The organism is Agromyces sp. NPDC127015 (assembly GCF_042725165.1).
In the GTDB taxonomy this organism is placed as follows: Bacteria; Actinomycetota; Actinomycetes; order Actinomycetales; family Microbacteriaceae; genus Agromyces; species Agromyces chromiiresistens.
Genome location: NZ_JBHXDI010000001.1, coordinates 1 through 20,132 on the forward strand (window position 1 = coordinate 1; position 20,132 = coordinate 20,132).

A 20,132-nucleotide genomic window follows, 5' to 3' on the forward strand; every position below is an offset into this window, starting at 1 on the left:
GTGGTCGCCGTGCTGAAGTCTTCGGCGCGGTCGACGACGGCGACGATCGACGGGCCGGGTCGCAGTCGCCACGGGTTCGAGGGGAACCACTCCGATGCCGTCGCCGCCCAGGTCTTCTGGAGTGCCGCCGGGTACGGGCCCGACGTGCGGAACACCGCCCAGGCGCCCGGTGCGACGTCGATCACGTCGAGCCCCTCGGGCACCGGCGTCGCCGCCTCGACGGCCACGCCGTGCAGGTAGGTCAGTTCGCTGCCCTCGCGATAGTCGGCGTCGACCTCGGCACTCACCTGGAGGAGGCCCGACGGCTCGGTCTCGCCGATCGCCTTGAGCCGGGCGTGCTCGGCCATGGGCAACGAGGCGATGTGCGCCTGGATGTGCGGATTCACCCCCTCGTGGATGAGCGGCACGCGAGCGGCGTGGCCGACGAGGCGGAAGCCGGGGCGATCGGCGATGCGGGTGTCCATGGTGTCGTTCCCTTCGATGGTCAGGCGGAACCTGAGTTTCGGTTGTGCGCGAAGGGGGCCGCCGTGACGCCGGACCTCTGCGGGCGAGGCGCCGTGCACGGCGCGGAACGCCCGGCCGAAGGCCTCGGTCGAGCCGTACCCGTAGCGGACCGCGATGTCGAGCAGCCGGTCGCCGTGGAGGACGTCGGTCGCGGCGACCGTCATGCGCCGGCGCCGTACGTAGTCCGACAACGGCAGTCCCGCCAGCGACGAGAACATCCGGCGCAGGTGGAACTCGGTCGTGCCGAGACTCCGGGCCAGCGCCGCGATGTCGAGCTCGTCGGACAGGTGCGCCTCGACGGTGTCGACGAGCCGGTTGAGCAGAGCGATCACGGTTCTCCCTTCACGCTCCAGCCTGCGCGTCGCGCCCGCCCGGCACCCGATCGTTCGGGTTCGATTCGATCATCGCGGTTCGCCGCGCGACCGCGGCCTGACCTCGTCCAGGAGATTCGGGTCGGGATCCGGGGTCAGGCCTTCGTTCGACGGGCGCGCTGTCGGATGATCCCGAAGATCAGGGTGCCGACGAACAACACGATTCCGATGATGGCGAGCCACAGCAGACCGTCGAAGGCGAAGCCGACGATCGACAGCACCACCCATGCCACGAGCAAGATCACGAGTACTGTCCACATGGTCGAGACGATACGCCGATCCGCACCCGGCCGAAATGGGACTCACCCGGACGAAACACGAAGCACCCGAACAATACAAGAAGGCCCCCGACAACCGATCAGGAGCCTTCGCGAATTCAGTTCTTCAAACAGCCATTCGAGCGGAGACGGCGGGATTTGAACCCGCGGTCCCCTTACGGGGACTCCACCTTAGCAGGGTGGTGCACTCGACCGGACTATGCGACGTCTCCTCGCGGGTACGCAAGCGCACACGCGACAGCCATCATAACCCGACGATCCTCCGAAAGACGATTCGAGCACCCTCGACGAGCTTCGGCGAGCGGCGGTCTACTGGTCTTCGAGCGTGCGGCCCGCGGAGCACCGGGTCTCGGCGGCGGTCTGACCCGTGACGTCGCTCGGCAGCGGCTCGGTCGACGGGGTCGGCGTCGGCACCTCGGCGGTGTCCTCAGCAGGTGCCTCTTCGCCGCTCTCCTCGGTCGCGAGCGCGGCCGTTCCGGCCTCGCCGTCGGTCGCGGTCTCTTCGGCCGGCGGCGCACTGGGGTCGCCGGACGACGCGAACGTCGCGTCGTCGGCCGTCGGGTCGAAGGTGACCGGGGTGTCCTGCTGGAGGGCGAGGTTCACGATCTCGGCCGAGTCGCTCGGCACGACGCCACCGTCGCTGTAGCCGGTCGGGTACTGGATGAAGGCGATCTTCGAGAGGTCGACGTCTTTCATCGCCTTCGCGATCGAGACCATCGTCGTCGGGTCGGCCATCGTGTCGGAGAGCTCCATGTTCGCGAGCGCCGCCTTGGCGATCGAGTAGAGCGCGACGGGGTCGCCGAGCGTGCCGCCGTCTTGCAGCTTGCGCGCGAGCGCCGACATGAAGACCTGCTGGTTCGAGATGCGCCCGAGGTCGGAGCCGTCGCCGACGCCGTGCCGGGTGCGCAGGAACTGGAGCGCCTCGAGGCCCTTGAGGTCGTGCTCGCCGGCGGTGAGGTAGAGGTTGGTGTGCTCGTCTTCGATGGGCTCGGCGACGCAGACCGAGACGCCGCCGACGGCCTCGCTCATCGCGGCGACGCCCATGAACTGCACGGTGCCCGCGAACGGGATGGTGACACCGGTGAGCTGCTCGACCGTCTTCACGACGCACGGCATGCCGCCGTACGACAGCACCGAGTTCATCTTGACGCCGTACTGCTCGTAGAGCGGCTCGCCGGCCGGGTCGGCCGGGTCGACGCACTGCGGCACATCGACGAACATGTCACGGGGGAAGCTGATGACCTCGACGTGCGAGTGGTCCTGCGAGATGTGCAGGAGCATCGTGACGTCGTTGAGCACCGCGGTCTCTTCGTCGGGGTCGCCGAAGGCGTCGCCCTGGCCCTCACGGCTGTCGCTGCCGATGAGCAGCACGTTCACGCCGCCTTCCATCGCGCCGACGTCGGGCACGCCCTCGAGCACGTCGGCGTTGCCGAGCGACACCGTGGGCTTGAGCGTGTTCGCGAGGTCCCACGCGGCGTAGGCGGCGACCGCGCCGCCCGAGACGAGTGCGACGGCGACGAACGACGCCGTCACCTTCGCGAGCGTGCGCCAGATCGAGTGACGGCCGAGCCGTCCGTGGCGCGCCACCGCAGGGTTCTTCGCGGCGCGACGCGAGCTGGGTCGCAACGCTTCGTTCACCGTGGTCCTCTCCTGTCGGGTCGCGCGGAGGGCGTGGGATTCGAACCCACGAGGCATTGCTGCCCACTGGTTTTCAAGACCAGCTCCATCGGCCGCTCGGACAGCCCTCCATGCCCGTGCGACCCCCTCCGGGGCGGAGGAGATCGTGCAGGCAGGCCCCGATTCTAGCCGAATTGCGCTCTCGACAGCCTGTCAGTCGCGCCTGAAAGAGCCCTGAGGCGAGTCGGATGCCCCGGTCAGTCGCTGTTTCCAGTGACGCAGCGTACTTCGTTGCCAGTGAGCCCTGTGACGTCGGGAGGCAACTGTTCCTCGGCCGGCGTCGTCGCCGGCGCATCGGACGCGGGCGCCTCCTCGGCGGCCTGCTCGTCGTCGGCGGACTGCGCCTCATCGGCGGTCACGGTCTCCGCGTCCGCGTCGGTCGTCGCCTGCTCGACCGCGGGCGCCGAGGGGTCGGCGGTGCCGTAGCCCGCGTTGTCGTTCGCGCTGGGGTCGATGACGACCGGGCGGTCCTCCTGCAGGGCGAGGTTCACGACCTCGGCCGACTCGGCGGGCTGCACGTGCACGCCGTCGCCGTAGTCGGCCGTCGGGTACTGCACGAACGCGATCTTCGACAGGTCGGTGTCCTGCAGCGCGCGGGCGATCGACATGAGTCGGGCCGGGTTCTGCAACTCCTTCGAGAGCTCCATGTTCGAGAGCACGGCCTTCGCGATCGAGTAGAGCTTGACGGGGTCGCTCAGGGTGCCGCTCGACTGCAGCGTGCGCGCGAGCGACGCGAGGAAGGCCTGCTGGCTCGCGATGCGCCCGAGGTCGCTGCCGTCGTTGGCGGCCTTTCGCGTGCGCAGGAACGCGAGCGCCTCGAAACCCTTGATGCTGTGCGTGCCTGCCGAGAGCTTGAGCCCCGAGTCGCGGTCGTCGATCGGGTCGGCGAGGCAGACCTCGACGCCGCCGACGGCCTCAGACAGGGCGGCAACGCCCTTGAACTCGACGACGCCGGCGACCGGGATCTTCGTGCCCGTGAGCTGCTCGATCGTCATCGCGATGCACGTGAGGCCCCCATGCTCCAGCACGCTGTTGAGCGGCACGCCGGACATCGCCGACAGCGGGCCCGAAGCCGGATCGACCGGGTCTGGGCACTCGGGCACCGGCACGATCATGTCGCGCGGGAAGCTCACGACCTCGACGTGCGAGTGGTCCTGCGAGACATGCAGCAGCATGTTCACGTCGTTGAGAATGCCCGAATCCTCTTCGGGGTCGCCGAAGGAGCCGTCGGCAGGGCGCTTGTCGCTGCCGACGAGCAGGAAGTTGAGGCCGCCGTCCATCGCACCGATGTCGGGCACCCCCGCGAGCATGTCCTCGCTCGCGAGCGAGGCACCCTGCTTGACCGAACCGACGAGGTCGACGGCCGCGTAGGCGGCCACCGCGGTCGCGCTCACCGCCACCACGGCGACGACGGATGCCACGAGCTTCAGGGTCGCGCGCGGCCCGGTGTGCCGCGGCAGGCGCCCGTGACGCGTCGGCTCGGGCGCGCCGACCGGCGCCGCGGCGTCGCCCGGCTCCTCGGTCTGGTGCTCCACGTCGTCCCCTCCCGACCACACGAGTCTATTTGCCGCGCCCCCACGCGGCCTGTGCGTCTTCCCCGGTCAGGGCAGCGTGTCGAGGATCGACGCGAGTCCGGCCTCCTCGACGGCGCCGGTCACCTCGCCGGCCGCCGCCCGCACCTCATCGGGCGCCTGGCCCATCGCGACCGCGCGACCGGCGGCCCCCGCCCAGGCGAACATCTCGAGGTCGTTGCGGCCGTCGCCGACGGCGAGCACCCGGTCGGCCCGGGCCCCGAGCCATCCGCGCACCCGTTCGAGCGCGGTCGCCTTGTTGACCCCGTCGGGCGCGATGTCGAGCCACGCCGTCCACCCGATCGCGTAGCTGACGTGGTGCAGGCCCATCTGGTCGACGATCTCGAAGAACTCGTCGAGCCCGTGCTCGAGGCTCGTCACGACGACGCGGGTGGCGCGCTGGTCGAGCAGTTCGTCGAAGACGACCTCGCGGGCGTTCTCGAGGTTCCACTCGGTCATGCCCGCGGTGTAGAGCCGGTATCCGTCGGGGAGTTCGACCATGAACTTGCCCGACGGCAGGAACGCCCGGATGCGCTCCAGCACCGCGGTCGGGTCGAACGTCTCGACGTGCTCGCGCGAGTACCCGCCCTCGGCGGTGTCGTCGCGGCGCATCGTGATGGCGCCGTTGGCGCACACCACGTACTCGGGCGTGAGCCCGAGCTGTTCGAGCACCGGCCGCGTCGTCGCCCACGAGCGACCGGTCGCGAGCGTGACGAGGTGGCCCCGGTCGGCCGCAGCGGCCACGGCGTCGGCGACGAGATCGTCGATCGTGCCGTCTTCGTGCATGATCGTGCCGTCGACGTCGAGCGCGACGAACCACTGGTCAGCCGCGATCTCGCTCGCCGTCGCCTGCTCGCTCATCGCGCGACGGGCTCGAATCGCTCGAGGCCGCCGAGATAGCCCCGCAGCGCCTCGGGCACGGTCACCGAGCCGTCGGACTGCTGGTGCGTCTCGAGGATCGCGACGATCCAGCGGGTCGTCGCGAGCGTGCCGTTGAGGGTCGCGACCGGCGCGGTCTTGCCGCTCTCGGTGCGGTGGCGGATGTCGAGGCGGCGTGCCTGGAACGTCGTGCAGTTCGAGGTCGAGGTGAGCTCGCGGTACGCGTTCTGCGTCGGCACCCACGCCTCGATGTCGTACTTGCGTGCGGCGCTCGAGCCGAGGTCGCCCGCCGCGGTGTCGATGACGCGGTACGCGAGCCCGAGGCTCTGCAGCATCTCCTCCTGCCACGCGAGCAGGCGCTCGTGCTCGGCCTCGGCCTCGGCCGGGTCGATGTAGGTGAACATCTCGAGCTTGTTGAACTGGTGCACGCGGATGATGCCGCGCGTGTCCTTTCCGTGCGAGCCGGCCTCGCTGCGGTAGCAGGTCGACCAGCCGGCGTACCGGATCGGGCCGTTCGACACGTCGATGATCTCGTCGGCGTGGTAGCCGGCGAGCGCGACCTCGCTCGTGCCCGTGAGGTACAGCTCCTGCTCTGGCAGGTAGTACACCTCGTCGGCGTGGGCGCCGAGGAACCCGGTGCCGTTCATGATCTCGGGACGCACGAGCGTCGGCGTGATGAGCGGGGTGAACCCTGCGGCGATCGCGCGGTCGAGGCCCATGTTCATGAGGGCGAGCTCGAGGCGGGCGCCGACGCCCTTGAGGTAGTGGAAGCGCGCGCCCGACACCTTCGCGCCGCGCGGCATGTCGATCGCGTCGAGCAGCTCGCCGATCTCGAGGTGGTCGCGCGGCTCGAAGTCGAACGCGGGGATCTCGCCGACCTCGCGCAGCACGATGTAGTCGTCCTCGCCGCCGGCGGGCACGCCGTCGATGACGATGTTGCCGAGCTTCTGCACGGCGAGCGTGAACTCGGCCTCGGCGTCGCTCACCGCCTGGTTCGCGGCCTTGACCCGCGCCGCGAGCTCTTGCGCCTGGGCGACGAGCGCGGCCTTCGCGTCTTTCGGGGCCTGGGCGACCTGCTTGCCGAACGCGTTCTGCTCGGCGCGGAGCGTCTCGAAGACGGTGATCGCGGTGCGGCGCGCCGAATCGGCGGCGACGGCCTCGTCGACGAGCGCCGAGGACTCGCCACGGAGCTCCTGCGAACGCTTGATGAGGTCGGGGTTCTCGCGGAGCAGCACGGGGTCGATCACCCGAGCAAGTCTAGCCCGCGGCATCCACGGGTCTTCAGCGAACTCCCGCGCGCGGGTGCCGTACCGTTGGCAGTGTGACGGCCCAGCACCAGACCAGCGCGGATGGCTCGGAGCCGCGCCCGCGCGCGGCGGTCATCAGCAACCCCACGAAGTCGGGGGTCGATGCGCTCCGCGCCGCCGTCGAGCGCGCCGAGGAGCGGCAGGGGTTCGCCCCGTCGCTGTGGATCGACACCACCGAGGACGACCCGGGCAAGGGCATGGCCCGCGAAGCGGTCGAGGCCGGCGCCGACCTCGTGATCGCGGCCGGCGGCGACGGCACCGTGCGCTCGGTCGCGGCCGGGCTGCGGGGCACCGGGGTCCCGATGGGCATCGTGCCGCTCGGCACGGGCAACCTGTTCGCGCGCAACCTCGACATCCCGGTGAACGACGTCGACGACGCCGTGGTGCTCGCGTTCGCCGGGCTCGACCGGGCGGTCGACGTGCTCATCGCCCGCGTGCGTCGGCCCGACGGCAGCACGGAGGCGCACGCGTCGCTCGTGATGGCGGGCATCGGCATCGACGCGACGATGATCGCGAACACGAATCCAGACCTCAAGAAGAAGGTGGGCTGGCTCGCCTACGTCGACGCGGGCCTGCGGGCGCTGCCGAACTCGGAGCCGTTCCGCATCGTGCACCGCCTCGACGGCGGCCGGCACCACCGGTCGAGGGTGTCGAGCATCCTCGTGGCCAACCTCGGCTACCTGCCGGGCAACCTCGAGCTCATCCCCGACGCCGAGATCGACGACGGCCGCCTCGACGTCGTGCGGCTGCAGCCGCGCAACCTGTTCGGCTGGCTGTTCGTGTGGCGTGTCATCGCGTGGGAGAACCGGGTCATGCGCAAGACCGCGATCGGCCGGCAGGTGCTCGACCTCACGGGTGGCAACCGCCGGCAGGTCGTCGCGTACTCGCGTGGTCGCAACGTCGACCTCGCGATCGAGGGCGGGCCGCAGGAGTTCGAGATCGACGGCGACGAGTTCGGCACCGTCGTCGCGGCGCGGTTCGAGGTCGACCCGGCGTCGCTCGTCGTGCGCGTGCCGCGCTGACCGCTCCGGTGGTCGAGTAGCGAGGCGAGTCGAGACCCTCAGCCGAGCATCGATCCCTCCGCCGACGAGGAGGCCTTCGGGTCGGGGAGCCGACGCATGCGCAGCGCGTTCAGCACGCCGAGCAGCCCCGCGAGGATGGGCACGATGAGCGCGACCTGCAGGGCGATGAAGCGCGAGTCGGTGTTGATGCGCAGGATCTCCTCCTGCACGGCTGGCGGCTGGTCGACGAGGAGCTCGGCGAGCCCGGTGTCGGTCATGATCTCGGCGTCCTCCTCGAGGACGGTCGAGACCTGCTGCGCCTCCTCGGCGCTCAGCACCGTGCTCGACTCGGCGCTCGCCGTGAACGTGAACGCGAGCGTCGCGAGCATGATCGCCCCCGCGAAGGCGAGTCCGAACGAGAGACCGAACGAGCCGGCCGCCGAGTTGACACCCGCCGCCTCGCTGACCCGCTCGTCGGAGATCGGCGACAGCGTGTAGTTGTTGAGCTGCGAGACGAGCAGGCCGAGGCCGCATCCGGCGACGATGAGCGGCAGCGTGAGGTACCAGCCCGAGTCGGCGATCGGCACGATCGGCACGAGCACCCCGACGCCCACGACAACGAGGGCGAAGCCCCACAGGATGATGCTCGCCGGCCTGCGTCTCAGCCCGCGGCCGGCCAGCAGGGCGACGACGAACATGCTGAGCGAGAGCGGCGCGATCGAGAGCCCGGCCTGCAGCGCGTTGTACTCGAAGACCATCTGCAGGTAGATCGGCAGCACGATCATGGTGCCGCCGAGGGCGATCTGCTGCAGCAGCTGCCCGCTCGCCCCGGTGCGGAACATCTTCGACTCGAAGAGGGCCGGGTCGAGCAGCACGGGCTTGCCGGCGCGCTTGCGGTTGCGCAGCCAGAAGACGAGGAGGCCGAGGCCAAGCACGCCGATGCCGATGATGAGGCCGACGTAGCCGCCGCCCTCCTGCCAGACGAGGATGCCGGTGACCACGCCCCCCATTCCGATGATCGAGAGCAGCGCGCCGACGATGTCGACCGACCGATCGCCGTGATACGGCACATCCTTCACGAGCCCGATGCCCGCGAGCACCACGGCGATGATGAGCGCCTCGAGCGCGAAACCGACCCGCCACGAGAGGAAGGTCGTGATGAACCCGCCGAGCAGGGGCCCGACGGCGGCGGCGATCGCCGCCGAGGCGCCGACGAGCGCGTACACCCGCTTCTGGTGGTCGCCCTCGAAGTTGCCGTGGATGAGCGACTGCATCGCAGGCAGCAGCAGCGACGCGCCGATGCCGCCGATCACCGCCCAGAAGATGATGATCGCGGTGAGGTCCTGCGCGAACACCATGGCGATCGCACCGATCGCGTAGCCGAGGAGGCCCAGGACGTACGCGAGCTTCCGGCCGATGAGGTCGCCCGTCTTGCCGCCGATGAGGATGAACGCCGCCGAGACGAGGGCCTCGAGCGCGATCGCGCCCTGCACGCCGCTCACCGTGGTGTCGAGATCGCGCACGACCGCGGAGATCGACACGTTCATGAGCGAGGTGTCGACCACGAGCACGAACATGGCCATCGCGAGCAGGAGCGCGAGCTTGCCGTTGAACCGCCCTTCGGCGGTGCCGCGAGAGTCCATGGCTCACTCAAGCACACCCGCGGCCGGGCCGGAAGGGCCCGCTCCGGTTCGAAGCGGTCCGAAACGGCGCGCAGACGGGGGCGGGGCCGGCCGGCCGGCCGGTCCCGCCCCCCGGTTCGCGCCTGCGTCAGCCGCAGGTCACGATCGCGTCGGCCCAGTCCGCGCGGTCCCACCATTCGGCCTGGCCGGCGGGCGAGCCCGCCGCGTTCGGGTCGACCACGAGCTCGAGCCGCTCGACACCGGTGACGTCGACGTCGACGTCGGCGGCCAGCCCCTTCGTCATCGCGCCGCTGTCGTAACGCACCTCGCCGTCGGCGACGACCCGGAAGATGACGTTGGGCGATGCCCCCGCCTTGTTCATGATGTCGTCGATGCCCACGACCGCCGCGAACGCCGAGCACTGCCCGCCGAGGTTGAATCCGATCGTGGTCGGCGAGTTGACCCCGAGCCCCTTGCCGTACTCGACGCCGGCGAGCCGGATCGGCTTGCCGTCGCCGTACGCGGCCTCGCCGATCTCGGTGTCGCGCTCGATCGGCCCGTAGGCCGCGTTGAGCGACGCCGAGGCGAACGGCAGGTCGGAGAGGAAGTGCTCGCCCGCCGTCGGCGGCTCGGGCACGTCGGGCACGGTCGCGTCGTGGGCCTCGACCGCGCGTCCGGCGAGCTCGACGATGTCGCCCTCGGGCTCGGTGAGGAACGCCGAGGTGTCGGTCGACGCCGTGAACTCGGCGCCGACGGCGTACCAGTCGATCGACGCCGGGGCCCTGCCGGTGTCGAAGGCCGTCTGGATGCTCGCGAAGAACCGCTCCCACCGGTCCTTGTAGTAGGTGCTGACGAGACCCTGCCACTCGCGGTTCGCGTAGTCGTTGAGGCCGGCGTCGACGGCGCTGCGGTCGCCCCACGTCGTGACGATCGACCGCGCGTCGAACTCGAGCCGGTCGGCCTCGGCCGCATCGGCGCCCGCGGCGCGTGCGTCGGCGATCCAGCGGCCGAAGAGCGTCTGCGGCTGCGTCGCGACGATCGCGTCGAGCAGGTCCATGTTGCCGAGCCACTCCTCGCTGAGCCCGGTGAAGGCCGCCCGGTCGCGCATGCCGTAGGCCTGCTGCAGCTGCGGCAGCAGCACCCGCGAGGTGTTCGAGGTCACCTGGCGCGCGACATCCATGAGGTCGTACCGGTAGCTCGCGTTCCCGCCCGCGGCGGGAGCGGCGGCGAGCAGGTGGTCGAGCGCCTCGGCGAACCGGTCGGGGTCGTACGAGAGGCTGCCCGGCGACCAGGTCGCCGCGGCGCTCGCCGACAGCGACGGGCGGGCGCCGTAGAGCCCGTCGTGCGCCTCGCTGTAGCCCTCGTTGTCGGGCAGGGTGTAGGCCGTCTCTGCGAGAATGCGCCAGGCCGCCTTCAGCTCCGGGTCGTCGACGCCGTACCGGCGCTCGGTCCAGGCGTCGAACCACGCGTTCACGTCGACGGGGCCGTCGCGCCACGCGAGACCGGCGAAGAAGTCGATCGCGGCAGGGTTGTTGAGTCCGCCCTCCGGCAGGGCCGCGATGCCGTCGACGCGGCTGCCGTCACGGTTCAGCCACTCGTCGAACAGCTCGTTCCACTTCGCGAGCTCGGCACCCATCGTCGTGTGCCCGCCGAAGTTCCAGATCGTGCCGAACGCGTACGGCACCCCGCTCCACTTGGCCTCGAGGTCGCCGCGCGCCCAGCGGTCCGACAGGCCGTCCACGATGAAGGTCGTCTCGGGATCCACCGCAGCGGCGACATCCTCGGGCGGGTTGTTCTGCCAGCCGAGCAGCACCCAGGTCGCCCCGGGCTGCGCCGTCTGCAGGGCCGTCTCGATCGCGCGCGTCGCGGCGGGCACGTCGACGCTGCCGCGGCGGCCGCCCTCGTGCAGCACGTCCATCTTGTACGCGTTCGAGGCGCCCAGCTTCTCCTCGGATGCCTCGTAGAAGGCCTCGGCGACCGCCGGGAACACGGCCGAGTTCGGGTCGAGCCAGCCGGGGCGCTGGAACCCGACCCAGCCGCCCTGCGGCTCGACGCGCGCGTCGGCGTTGCGGTCGGCGAAGTCGGTCGGCACGGTGCCGAAGTACCCGGGCAGCACGGGGGTCATGTCGAGCTCGCGCAGCCGGTCGGCGATCTTGCGACCGAGTTCGGTGCGCTCCTCGAGCAGCGCCTCGCTCGTGCCGGCCGGATAGCCCGACATGTTCTGCAGCAGCCACCAGGGTTGGTGACCCGGCAGCGGGATCCACGCGCGGGCCTCCTCGGCCGAGTAGCCGAACTGCTCGAGCACCTCGGCGTAGACCGCTTCGGAGCCGACCGGCATGAACACCTCGTTGAAGCCGAGCGCGGCGAGTTCGTCGATCTCGCGCTCCCACTCGTCCCAGGTGCGGTAGGCGCCGGTGTAGCCGTCCTCGGTGTCGTTGCCGTAGAACCGGTGGCTGACGTTCGACGTCGCCGTGATCGGCTCGGCGGGCAGGGGCAGCGCCGCCTCGGGGTCGAGGTTGCGCACGTTCCACGAGACCGACTGGCCGATCGTGGCGAGGTAGGCGTTGACCCCGGCGATCGCCGTCGCCGAGTCGGTCGCCGCAACGCGCACGTGGTTGCGCTTCGAGGTGATCTCGTAGGCGTCGGCGCCGTCGGCGGACTCGAGCATCGCGAGATCGAACCCGTCGGATGCCTCGCCGAGCAGCCGCTCGACGGCGTCGCGCGCGGGCTCGAGGCCCCGCGCCGTCTTGGGCGGCACGTCGAGCTTCGCGTCGCGGGCAGGAGGCTCGGCGTTCGCCGCGCCGGCGGTGCCGGTCGTCAGCAGGAGTGCGGTCGCGATCGTGGCGAGCGGAGCGAGGGCCGCTCGTCGACGTCGTCTGGGCGTTGGGTGCATCATCGGGCCTTTCGCCGGTCGTTCGGATGCGGCGCGGATCGCGCCGCCATCCCGACCCAATCAGACCTCCGACCTTTACGCAAGGTCTTAACGTAAAGTCTCGGCTAAACTAACCGCCGGAACGGAGGCCGCATGAACGACCCGATCGTCGGCACCGCACGACTCAAGCGCTACAACACCGCGAGGGTGCTCGACGAGCTGCGCTCCGGCGGCGAGCCGGTGCGCATCGTCGAGATCGCGGAGCGCACCGGCCTCACCCGCTCGACCGTCGCCACGATCATCGAGGAGCTCGACGCCGACGGCTGGCTGCGCCGGCACGACCCGCTCGGCGCCCTCGGGCGGCCGGCAGCGCGGTTCTCGGTGACGCCCGAGCGCTTCCACGTGCTCGGCGTCGACATCGGACTGCACCGCGTCGTCGCCGAGGTCGCCGACGCCGCGGGCGCCGTGATCGCCGAGGCGAACGCCCTCCACGAGGTGCACGACGGCCGCGAGCTGCTGCGCCTCGTCAACGCGACCGTCGACCGCGCCCTCGCCGCGGCGGCCCTCGAACGCGACGGCATCGCGGCGGTCTCGGTCGCGAGCGTCGGCATGATCGACCGCGCCGAGGGGCGCGTGCGCGTCATCCGGGGCATCGACGCGTGGACCGACCTCGACCTGACCCGCGAGCTCGGCCGCGGGTTCGGCGTCGACGTCGACCTCGACAACGACGCGAATCTCGCCGCCCTCGCCATGTCGGAGCTCGACGACTGCCCGCCGTCGTTCCTGACGGTGCAGTGGGGCGAGCGGCTCGGCGCCGGCCTCGTGCTCGACGGTCGGCTCTACCGCGGCCCGCTCGGAGCCGCCGGCGAGATCGGCGCGCTCATGGTGACCGACCCGTGGAGCGGCGAGCGCGCGACGCTCGAGGCCGTGGTCGGCGCCGAGCACATCGACGAGATCGCCCGGCTCGTCGCGGCGAGGGACCCGTTCACCCGACTCGCCTCCGAGCTCGGCGCTGAGGCCGCCGCCGCCCACGTGTTCGAGCGGGCCAACGACGGCGAGCGCGCGGCCACCGAGATCGTCGACCAGCTCGCCGACGTCGCCGCGCGGGCGCTCGCGCCGATCCTGCTCGCGCTCGACCTGCACCGGGTCTACGTGACGGGCGGCATCGCGCGCGGCGGCGATGTGCTCACCGCCGCCCTCGAACGACGGCTCACCGCGATCGGCGCCGCACCGATCGAGGTGCGGTTGTCGCCGTTCGCCGAGAACACGGTGGTGCGCGGCGCCGTCACCGCCGCCGTGCGGTCGGCCTGGGAGTCGGCGCTCGACGGCGGCCTCGGCTCCGACGCGCGCACGAGGGCGCGGAGGTCCGCCCGCTGAGCGCGGGCTCAGCTCGACTGCGTCGATCTCGCCGCAGGACGGCGCAGCGCGCGGTGCGCCTCGTGCACGACGACCGCGACGACCGCCGCGACGACCGTGAGCGCGATGGTGCCGATGACCGCCTGGGCGAACTGGCCGCGGGCCATCGCGTCGAGCTGCGCCTGCTGCGTGTCGTCGACGACCATGCCGTTGCCGTCGACCACGATGCCCGAGTTCAGCACGATGGTCTCCTGGATCGCGCCGATCAGTCCCGGCATCGCGATGAGGCCCGCCGCGGCGATCGCGACGAGCGCCCACCACGCGGCCGAGCGCGCGAACCCGCTTCGCGGGGAGTCCGCCTCGCAGAGCCGGGCCGCCATCGCGGTCACGACGACGAGTCCGACCCCACCCGCCATGAGCAACGACGGCGACATCGCCCAGCCGAGGGTGCGCAGCAACTGCGCAGTGGGATCTTCGGCCGGTGACGGGCTCGCGTACCAGCTCGTGTCCGCGTTGGTGAGCCAGCTCAGCCAGGCACCGATCACGGTGACCGCCCCGGTGACGGCCCACCCCGCAGCGAGCCACACCCAGGTACGGCGTCCGAGCGGCTCTGCCGCGGGCTCCGGCGCTGGACCGAACCCATCGTCCTCGTCGGGCATCCCCGTGTGGACAGGTGCGGAATCGAGCGGGTCGCGCCGCACTGGATCCGAGCGGCCGGAGTCGTCGTCGCGCTCGAGGTCCGCCGCGTCGTCGCGATCCGGTTCGAGCACCGCGAACAGGTCGAGTTCCTCGTCGGTGTCGCGTTCGACCGGCACGTTCTCGGCCGGGGATGCGACCGATGCCGTGCTCGCCGCCGACGACGCCTCCGAGACGATCGGTGCCGCGGTGCCGGACGCCCCAGTGCCCGACGCCGTCGCCGCGACGGTCGGCTCGACGCCCTGCGCACGGCCCGCGGCCGAGGCATCCGCCCCGTGCCCGTCATACCCGCGCTGGAACCGCGCGTCGTAGCGAGGGTCGATGCCCTCACGTGCCCCGGTCATCGTCGACCCCCTCCGTGAGCCCGCGCCGCCGTCAGGCGCCGTCGGGTTCGCCGCTCAAGAGCCCGCGCAACCAGTCGCGGGCCTCGATGAAGATCTCGTCATCGTACTTCGAGTGGTACTCGATCTCGCGCCGGTCGGCGCGCGGATAGGAGCCGAGGAAGATCACCTTCGGCGAGTAGCGGCGGAGGCCGAGCAGCGCGTCGGCGACCCGCTCGTCTTCGACGTGCCCCTCGAGATCGATCACGAAGCGGTACCGGCCGAGCGCGTCGCCGATCGGCCGCGACTGGATGAGCGAGAGGTTCACGCCCCGCGTCGAGAACTGCTCGAGCATCTCGAGCAGCGCGCCCGGCTCGTCGTCGGGCAGTTCGACGATGAGGCTCGTCTTGTCGGCGCCCGTCGGCGCCGGGACGACGCGCGACCGGCTCACGAGCACGAAGCGGGTCACCGCGTTGGGGTTGTCGCCGATGTCGCGGGCGAGCACGTCGACGTCGAGGTGCTCGGTGATGCCGGGCGGGGCGACGGCCGCGTCGGCCTGCGCCGATTCGAACAGGGATGCCGCGGCCTGCACGTTGCTGGTCGCGGGAATGTGCCCGTGGTTCGGCAGCTCGCGCTCGAGCCAGCCGCGCGACTGCGCGTACGCGACGGGGTGGGCGTTGACGACCCGGACCTCGGCGAGCGTCGTGCCCGGGCGGGCGACGAGCACGAAGTTGACCGGCACGAGGTACTCGCCGACGATGCGCAGGCCCGGCACGGTCGCCAGTGCGTCCTGCGTGGCGCTCACTCCCCCGTCGATCGAGTTCTCGATCGCGATCATCGCGGCCGTCGAACGGCCCTCGACGACGTCGGCGAGCGCCTCGCCGACGTTGTTCACCGGGCGCCAGTGCTTGCCCGCCGCCTCGGGCACCTGCTTCAGCGCCGCCTCGGTGAAGGTGCCCGCCGGCCCGAGATACGAGTACGTCTCGTGAGGGGGCGTCGCCGAGGCATCCGTCGTCATGCGCCAAGCCTAACGAGCGGGGCGGGAGCCGACTGCGATACTGCCCACGTGGAGACCGCGGCGATCACGAGGGCCGTGCCGGGCGATGCGGAGCGGCGCATCGCGCTGCGCCGCATGAAGCGCGTCGCGACGAGCCTGCTCGCGGTGGCCGCCGTCGTGTTCGCAGCGTCGTTCGCCCTGCAGGACGAGATCGCCTGGATGGGCTACGTGCGCGCCGCCGCCGAGGGCGCGATGGTCGGCGCGATCGCCGACTGGTTCGCGGTCACGGCGCTGTTCCGTCATCCGCTCGGACTGCCGATCCCGCACACGGCGATCATCCCGCGGCGCAAGGACGAGATCGGGGCGAGCCTCGGGGCCTTCGTCGAGCACGAGTTCCTCTCCGACGAGGTCGTGCTCGGCAAGCTGCGCTCGATCGGCATCTCGCGGCGGGTCGGCGGTTGGCTCGCGGCGCCCGAGAACGCCGAACGGGTGACCGCCGAAGCCTCCGTCGCCGCACGCGGCGTGCTCACGATGCTCGGCGACGACGACGTCGAGGACGTGATCGAACGCCTCGCCCGCCGCCACCTGTTCGAGCCCGAGTGGGGGCCGGCGATCGGCCGCATCGGGGCGCAGCTCGTCGCGGCCGACCAGCAGCGCGCCGCCGTCGACGCCGTGCTCGAGAAGGCCGAGTCGTGGCTCGCCGGGCACCCGGAGGCGTTCGGGCGCATGGTCTCCGAGCGGCTGCCGCGGTGGGTGCCGGGCTTCGTCGACCGCCTCGTCGACGACCGCGCGCATCGCGAGGTGCTCGCCTTCGTGCGCGCGGTGCGCGCCGACGACGCGCACCCGCTGCGCCTCGCGATCGACCGCTATCTCGCGGAGCTCGCCGACGACCTGCAGCACGACCCGGCCATGATCGCCCGGGTCGAGCGGCTCAAGGCCGAGCTGCTCGCGAGCCCGCGCGTGCGCGAGTTCGCGGGCGAGGCGTGGGCCGCCGTGAAGGCGACCCTCGTCGACGGGCTCGCCGACCCCTCGAGCGAGCTGCGCACCGGACTGCGCGCGGCGATCGTCGAGGTCGGCACCCGCCTCGCGACCGACGACGCCCTCGCGGCGAAGGTCGACGACTGGGTGACGGATGCCGCGGCCTACGTCGTGCGCAACTACCGGCACGAGATCGCCGGCGTCATCACCGAGACCGTCGAGCGCTGGGACCCGCGCGAGACGACCGAGAAGCTCGAGCTGCAGGTCGGGCGCGACCTGCAGTTCATCCGCATCAACGGCACGGTGGTCGGCGCGCTCGCGGGCGTCGCCATCTACGCGGTCGCGACGGGCGTGCACGCGCTCGCCATCTCGATGTGATGTCCCGGCCGGTGGCGGGCGCAGTCCCATTCCTCAGGTGAGTCCCGCCCCATGCGGGGCGGACGCGTCGAACGATCGCGGCCCGTCTGCGGGACGCCCGGTCCCTCCCGCATCGCGGGGCGCGGTGCCAGACTGGGGGGCATGCACGAGCGAGCGGGAACCCCGGCCATCGAGTCCGACCTCATCGACGTGGAGGCGCTCGTCAGGGCGTACTACGAGCTGAAACCCGATGCGTCGGTGCCCGGGCAGCGCGTCGCGTTCGGCACCTCGGGCCACCGCGGCTCGTCGCTCACGACGAGCTTCAACGAGCACCACATCCTCGCGACCACGCAGGCGATCGTCGAGTACCGCGCGGCGCAGGGCATCACGGGCCCGCTCTTCATCGGCGCCGACACCCACGCGCTCAGCGCCCCCGCCCAGACGACCGCGCTCGACGTGCTCGTCGGCAACCAGGTGCGGGTGCTCGTCGACGAGTTCGACGACTACGTGCCGACGCCGGCGCTCTCGCACGCGATCCTGACCTGGAACAACGACCCCGCGAAGCGCGCGGAGGGCGAGGCCGACGGCATCGTCATCACGCCGTCGCACAACCCGCCGCAGGACGGCGGCTTCAAGTACAACCCGCCGCACGGCGGACCGGCCGACAGCGACGCGACCGCGTGGATCGCGGCGCGCGCGAACGAGCTCATCGAGGGCGGGCTGCGCGGCGTGAACCAGGCCGAGCCGAGCGGCGTCGAGACCTACGACTTCCGCGGCGCGTACGTGGCCGATCTGGCGAACGTGATCGACATGGAGGCGATCGCGCGCAGCGGCATCCGCATCGGCGCCGACCCGCTGGGCGGAGCCTCCGTGCACTACTGGGCGGCGATCCGCGACCGATACGGCCTCGACCTCACCGTCGTGAACGAGCGCGTCGACCCGACGTGGTCGTTCATGACCCTCGACTGGGACGGCAAGATCCGGATGGACCCGTCGAGCCGCAACGCGATGGCCTCGGTCGTCGCGAAGGCGGGCGCGTACGACCTGCTCACCGGCAACGACGCCGACGCCGACCGGCACGGCATCGTCACCCCCGACGGCGGGCTCATGAACCCGAACCACTACCTCGCGGTCGCGATCGAGTACCTGTTCGCGCACCGACCGGGCTGGCGCGACGACGCCGCGATCGGCAAGACGCTCGTGTCGAGCTCGATGATCGACCGGGTCGCCGCGTCGCTCGGCCGCCGCATCTGGGAGGTGCCGGTCGGCTTCAAGTGGTTCGTGCCCGGGCTCGTCGACGGCTCGGTCGGCTTCGGCGGAGAGGAGAGCGCGGGCGCATCGTTCCTGCGCTTCGACGGCACCGTCTGGACGACCGACAAGGACGGCATCCTGCTGTGCCTGCTCGCGGCCGAGATCCGCGCGGTCACCGGCAGGTCGCCGTCGGAGCTGTACGCCGACCTCGTCGAGCGCTTCGGCGAGCCCGCCTACGAGCGGGTGGATGCCGCGGCGAACGCCGCGCAGAAGACCGCCCTCGGCCGACTCGACGGCGACGCGATCGCCGCGACTGAGCTCGCGGGAGACCCGATCAGCGCGAAGCTGTCGAAGGCGCCGGGCAACGACGCCGCGATCGGCGGGGTGAAGGTCGAGACGGCCGAGGCCTGGTTCGCCGCGCGGCCGAGCGGCACGGAGGACGTGTACAAGATCTACGCCGAGTCGTTCAAGGGGCCCGAGCACCTGAAGCTCGTGCAGGCCGAGGCGAAGCGCATCGTCGACGGCGCGCTCGACGGCTGACGCCTACTTCAGCGAGAAGTAGGTGACCGAGCCGCCCGACGCGAGCGCCTCGTCGACGTCCCAGTAGTCGGCGTCCTTCGTGTGGCCGCCGACCCAGATGCGGGTCGTGCCGCCCGAGTGCACGACCCGGGTCACGACGGCCGTGTGGTCGCGATCGCCCGAGTCATCCCAGTCGAACTGGGCGATGTCACCGACCTTGACGAGGCCGCGCTGCGAGTCGTCGAGCGCGGTGGCGAGGTCGGTGCGGCCGAGCAGGTAGTCCCGGAGCGCGGTCGAACTGGCCCAGCTCGGCGACATGGCGCCGGTCGCGTGGTCGTAGTACCAGCCGTCGTTCATCTTCCAGCCGCGGGCGATGAGCGACTGGCTCGTGAAGTTGGCGCAGTCGACACCGCTCAGGACGGTGTACGCGTCGGAGTTGTAGTCGCTCCAGTGGGCGAGCACGTAGCCGACCTGCGCGTCGATGCGGGGGTCGGTCGTGTAGTTCAGCGTGAGCGCGGTCGGCGCCTCGTTCGTCGACGCCTCGACGATGCCCGAGAGGTCGCTCGTCGACGCCGACGGCACGTCGACGCCGGCCGCGACCGACGCGGCGGACGCCTCGACGGGGACCGGGTTGCCCGCGGCGTCCGAGAAGCTCACCTCGACGCCGCCGAGCGAGTCGGCCGACGTCGCCGGCACCGCGAACGTCACGGTGCCCTCGTCGGCCGCGACGATCGTCGCAGCGGTTCCCGCGACCGTCACCCCGCCGACCTGGTCGAGTCCCTCACCGGTCACGGTCACCTTCGTGCCGCCCGTGAAGGGCACCGACGCGGTCGAGAGCCCGCTCGTGATGGTCGGCCGCTCGTCGGCCAGCGCCGCCGTCGAGACGATCTCGTCGCGGGCCGCCGCCGCCTCCGGCGATGCCGCGCGGACGGTGCTCGTCGAGCCCGGCACGCCGCCCGCGGTCACGGCGATCGCCGACCCGTCGGGAGCGATCGCCGAGGCGACGGCGCCGAAGGCGGTCACGCCGAACAGCGCGGTCGTCGCGCCGAGCGCGACGAGCCGGCGCGCACCGCTCGACGGGCGTCGGTTGCGCGCGTGGTCGGCGCGGTGCCGCGGGTGGCGGTCGCCCGGGTCGGTACCGGGCGGGTCGGGCGTGGCGGCCGTGCCGGCCGTGGTCGGCCGGGTGGGCCCGTGGGCCGGCCCGACTGCACCGTCGCCGTGGCGACGGGACGTCGGCGGGCCCGGGTTACGGGGAACGGAACCCGGACCCTGCGGCGTCCCGGCGTCGGGAGCCTCCGGATCGGCCGGCGCCGCGTCGGGGGACGCTGCGGCACCGGCCGATGCGTCGCGACCGCGCATCGCGGCCACGAATCCGCGACGAGCCTTCGCGGGGCGGGAGGGCTCGGCCGTATCGGGCGCGGCCGAGTCCTCCCGGATGCCGACCGGTTCCACCGCGTGCTCGAACGAGTCCCCCTCGCCGTCGCCGTCGACCGTCGCCTCCGCGCCTTCGGCGAGGAGTGCGGGGTCGATCGCGCCCGGCGCGCGGAACGTCGCGCGCCGGCGCTGCGGCATGGGG

General features: G+C 71.7%; 15 protein-coding genes and 2 tRNA genes. 4 read left to right on the forward strand and 13 right to left on the reverse strand.

The features are described 5' to 3' along the window. The 8 genes from ACFWGP_RS00005 to serS all read right to left on the reverse strand — a co-directional run. Positions 1–836, reverse strand: an 836-nt coding sequence (locus tag ACFWGP_RS00005; RefSeq protein ID WP_376929845.1) for a GyrI-like domain-containing protein, incomplete at its 3' end; no start/stop codon positions are given. Between the two features lie 134 nt (positions 837–970). Continuing rightward, positions 971–1,135: a hypothetical protein gene (locus ACFWGP_RS00010; RefSeq protein ID WP_231428923.1), complete on the reverse strand. Its 165-nt coding sequence runs from the start codon at positions 1,133–1,135 to the stop codon at positions 971–973. A gap of 141 nt (positions 1,136–1,276) precedes the next feature. After that, positions 1,277–1,365, reverse strand: a tRNA-Ser gene (locus ACFWGP_RS00015). Positions 1,366–1,462: 97 nt separating this feature from the next. Then, positions 1,463–2,740 (reverse strand): LCP family protein, encoded by a 1,278-nt coding sequence (locus ACFWGP_RS00020; RefSeq protein WP_376929846.1) that lies wholly within the window; start codon positions 2,738–2,740, stop codon positions 1,463–1,465. A gap of 76 nt (positions 2,741–2,816) precedes the next feature. Further along, positions 2,817–2,901, reverse strand: a tRNA-Ser gene (locus ACFWGP_RS00025). 126 nt (positions 2,902–3,027) lie between these two features. Beyond that, positions 3,028–4,365, reverse strand: coding sequence for an LCP family protein (locus ACFWGP_RS00030; protein ID WP_231428925.1), 1,338 nt, complete (start codon positions 4,363–4,365; stop codon positions 3,028–3,030). A gap of 66 nt (positions 4,366–4,431) precedes the next feature. Continuing rightward, entirely contained in the window at positions 4,432–5,262 is an 831-nt protein-coding gene (locus ACFWGP_RS00035) for an HAD family hydrolase (RefSeq protein ID WP_231428926.1), read from the reverse strand. Beyond that, the gene (gene serS / locus ACFWGP_RS00040) at positions 5,259–6,527 is read right to left on the reverse strand and encodes a serine--tRNA ligase (protein WP_376929847.1); all 1,269 of its coding nucleotides are present in this window, start codon (positions 6,525–6,527) and stop codon (positions 5,259–5,261) included. The genes ACFWGP_RS00035 and serS overlap by 4 nt, the downstream gene beginning before the upstream one ends. 74 nt (positions 6,528–6,601) lie before the next feature. Here serS and ACFWGP_RS00045 point away from each other — a divergent pair, with 74 nt between their 5' ends. Next, positions 6,602–7,609 (forward strand): diacylglycerol kinase family protein, encoded by a 1,008-nt coding sequence (locus ACFWGP_RS00045; RefSeq protein WP_231428928.1) that lies wholly within the window; start codon positions 6,602–6,604, stop codon positions 7,607–7,609. Positions 7,610–7,647: 38 nt separating this feature from the next. Here ACFWGP_RS00045 and ACFWGP_RS00050 read toward each other — a convergent pair whose 3' ends face one another. Both ACFWGP_RS00050 and ACFWGP_RS00055 read right to left on the reverse strand, forming a co-directional pair. Beyond that, complete coding sequence (locus ACFWGP_RS00050) at positions 7,648–9,231, reverse strand: MFS transporter (protein WP_231428929.1); 1,584 nt, start codon at positions 9,229–9,231, stop codon at positions 7,648–7,650. Positions 9,232–9,358: 127 nt separating this feature from the next. Next, positions 9,359–12,106, reverse strand: a complete 2,748-nt coding sequence (locus ACFWGP_RS00055) for an alpha-N-acetylglucosaminidase TIM-barrel domain-containing protein (RefSeq protein ID WP_376929848.1) — start codon at positions 12,104–12,106, stop codon at positions 9,359–9,361. A 129-nt stretch (positions 12,107–12,235) separates the two neighbouring features. On the opposite strand from ACFWGP_RS00055, the gene ACFWGP_RS00060 reads away from it, so the two are divergent. Further along, a complete protein-coding gene (locus ACFWGP_RS00060; protein ID WP_376929849.1) occupies positions 12,236–13,459 on the forward strand; it encodes an ROK family protein in 1,224 nt (407 codons plus the stop codon). A gap of 8 nt (positions 13,460–13,467) precedes the next feature. Here the strand turns inward: ACFWGP_RS00060 and ACFWGP_RS00065 are convergent, their stop codons facing one another. Then, a complete protein-coding gene (locus ACFWGP_RS00065; protein ID WP_376929850.1) occupies positions 13,468–14,478 on the reverse strand; it encodes a hypothetical protein in 1,011 nt (336 codons plus the stop codon). Between the two features lie 31 nt (positions 14,479–14,509). Further along, entirely contained in the window at positions 14,510–15,472 is a 963-nt protein-coding gene (gene pheA / locus ACFWGP_RS00070) for a prephenate dehydratase (protein WP_376929851.1), read from the reverse strand. Between the two features lie 48 nt (positions 15,473–15,520). On the opposite strand from pheA, the gene ACFWGP_RS00075 reads away from it, so the two are divergent. Then, a complete protein-coding gene (locus ACFWGP_RS00075; RefSeq protein WP_376929852.1) occupies positions 15,521–16,807 on the forward strand; it encodes a DUF445 domain-containing protein in 1,287 nt (428 codons plus the stop codon). 141 nt (positions 16,808–16,948) lie between these two features. Continuing rightward, entirely contained in the window at positions 16,949–18,577 is a 1,629-nt protein-coding gene (gene pgm, locus ACFWGP_RS00080) for a phosphoglucomutase (alpha-D-glucose-1,6-bisphosphate-dependent) (RefSeq protein ID WP_376929853.1), read from the forward strand. Positions 18,578–18,580: 3 nt separating this feature from the next. Here pgm and ACFWGP_RS00085 read toward each other — a convergent pair whose 3' ends face one another. After that, the gene (locus ACFWGP_RS00085) at positions 18,581–20,128 is read right to left on the reverse strand and encodes an amidase domain-containing protein (RefSeq protein WP_376929854.1); all 1,548 of its coding nucleotides are present in this window, start codon (positions 20,126–20,128) and stop codon (positions 18,581–18,583) included. Positions 20,129–20,132: the final 4 nt, after the last annotated feature.

Bases quoted from the DNA above. Each gene is read 5' to 3' on its own strand.
- ACFWGP_RS00010 (WP_231428923.1), bottom strand. From the start codon at position 1,135: ATGTGGACAGTACTCGTGATCTTGCTCGTGGCATGGGTGGTGCTGTCG.
- ACFWGP_RS00035 (WP_231428926.1), bottom strand. From the start codon at position 5,262: ATGAGCGAGCAGGCGACGGCGAGCGAGATCGCGGCTGACCAGTGGTTC.
- ACFWGP_RS00050 (WP_231428929.1), bottom strand. From the start codon at position 9,231: ATGGACTCTCGCGGCACCGCCGAAGGGCGGTTCAACGGCAAGCTCGCG.
- ACFWGP_RS00055 (WP_376929848.1), bottom strand. From the start codon at position 12,106: ATGATGCACCCAACGCCCAGACGACGTCGACGAGCGGCCCTCGCTCCG.
- ACFWGP_RS00060 (WP_376929849.1), top strand. From the start codon at position 12,236: ATGAACGACCCGATCGTCGGCACCGCACGACTCAAGCGCTACAACACC.
- ACFWGP_RS00065 (WP_376929850.1), bottom strand. From the start codon at position 14,478: ATGACCGGGGCACGTGAGGGCATCGACCCTCGCTACGACGCGCGGTTC.
- pheA (WP_376929851.1), bottom strand. From the start codon at position 15,472: ATGACGACGGATGCCTCGGCGACGCCCCCTCACGAGACGTACTCGTAT.
- pgm (WP_376929853.1), top strand. From the start codon at position 16,949: ATGCACGAGCGAGCGGGAACCCCGGCCATCGAGTCCGACCTCATCGAC.
- ACFWGP_RS00085 (WP_376929854.1), bottom strand. From the start codon at position 20,128: ATGCCGCAGCGCCGGCGCGCGACGTTCCGCGCGCCGGGCGCGATCGAC.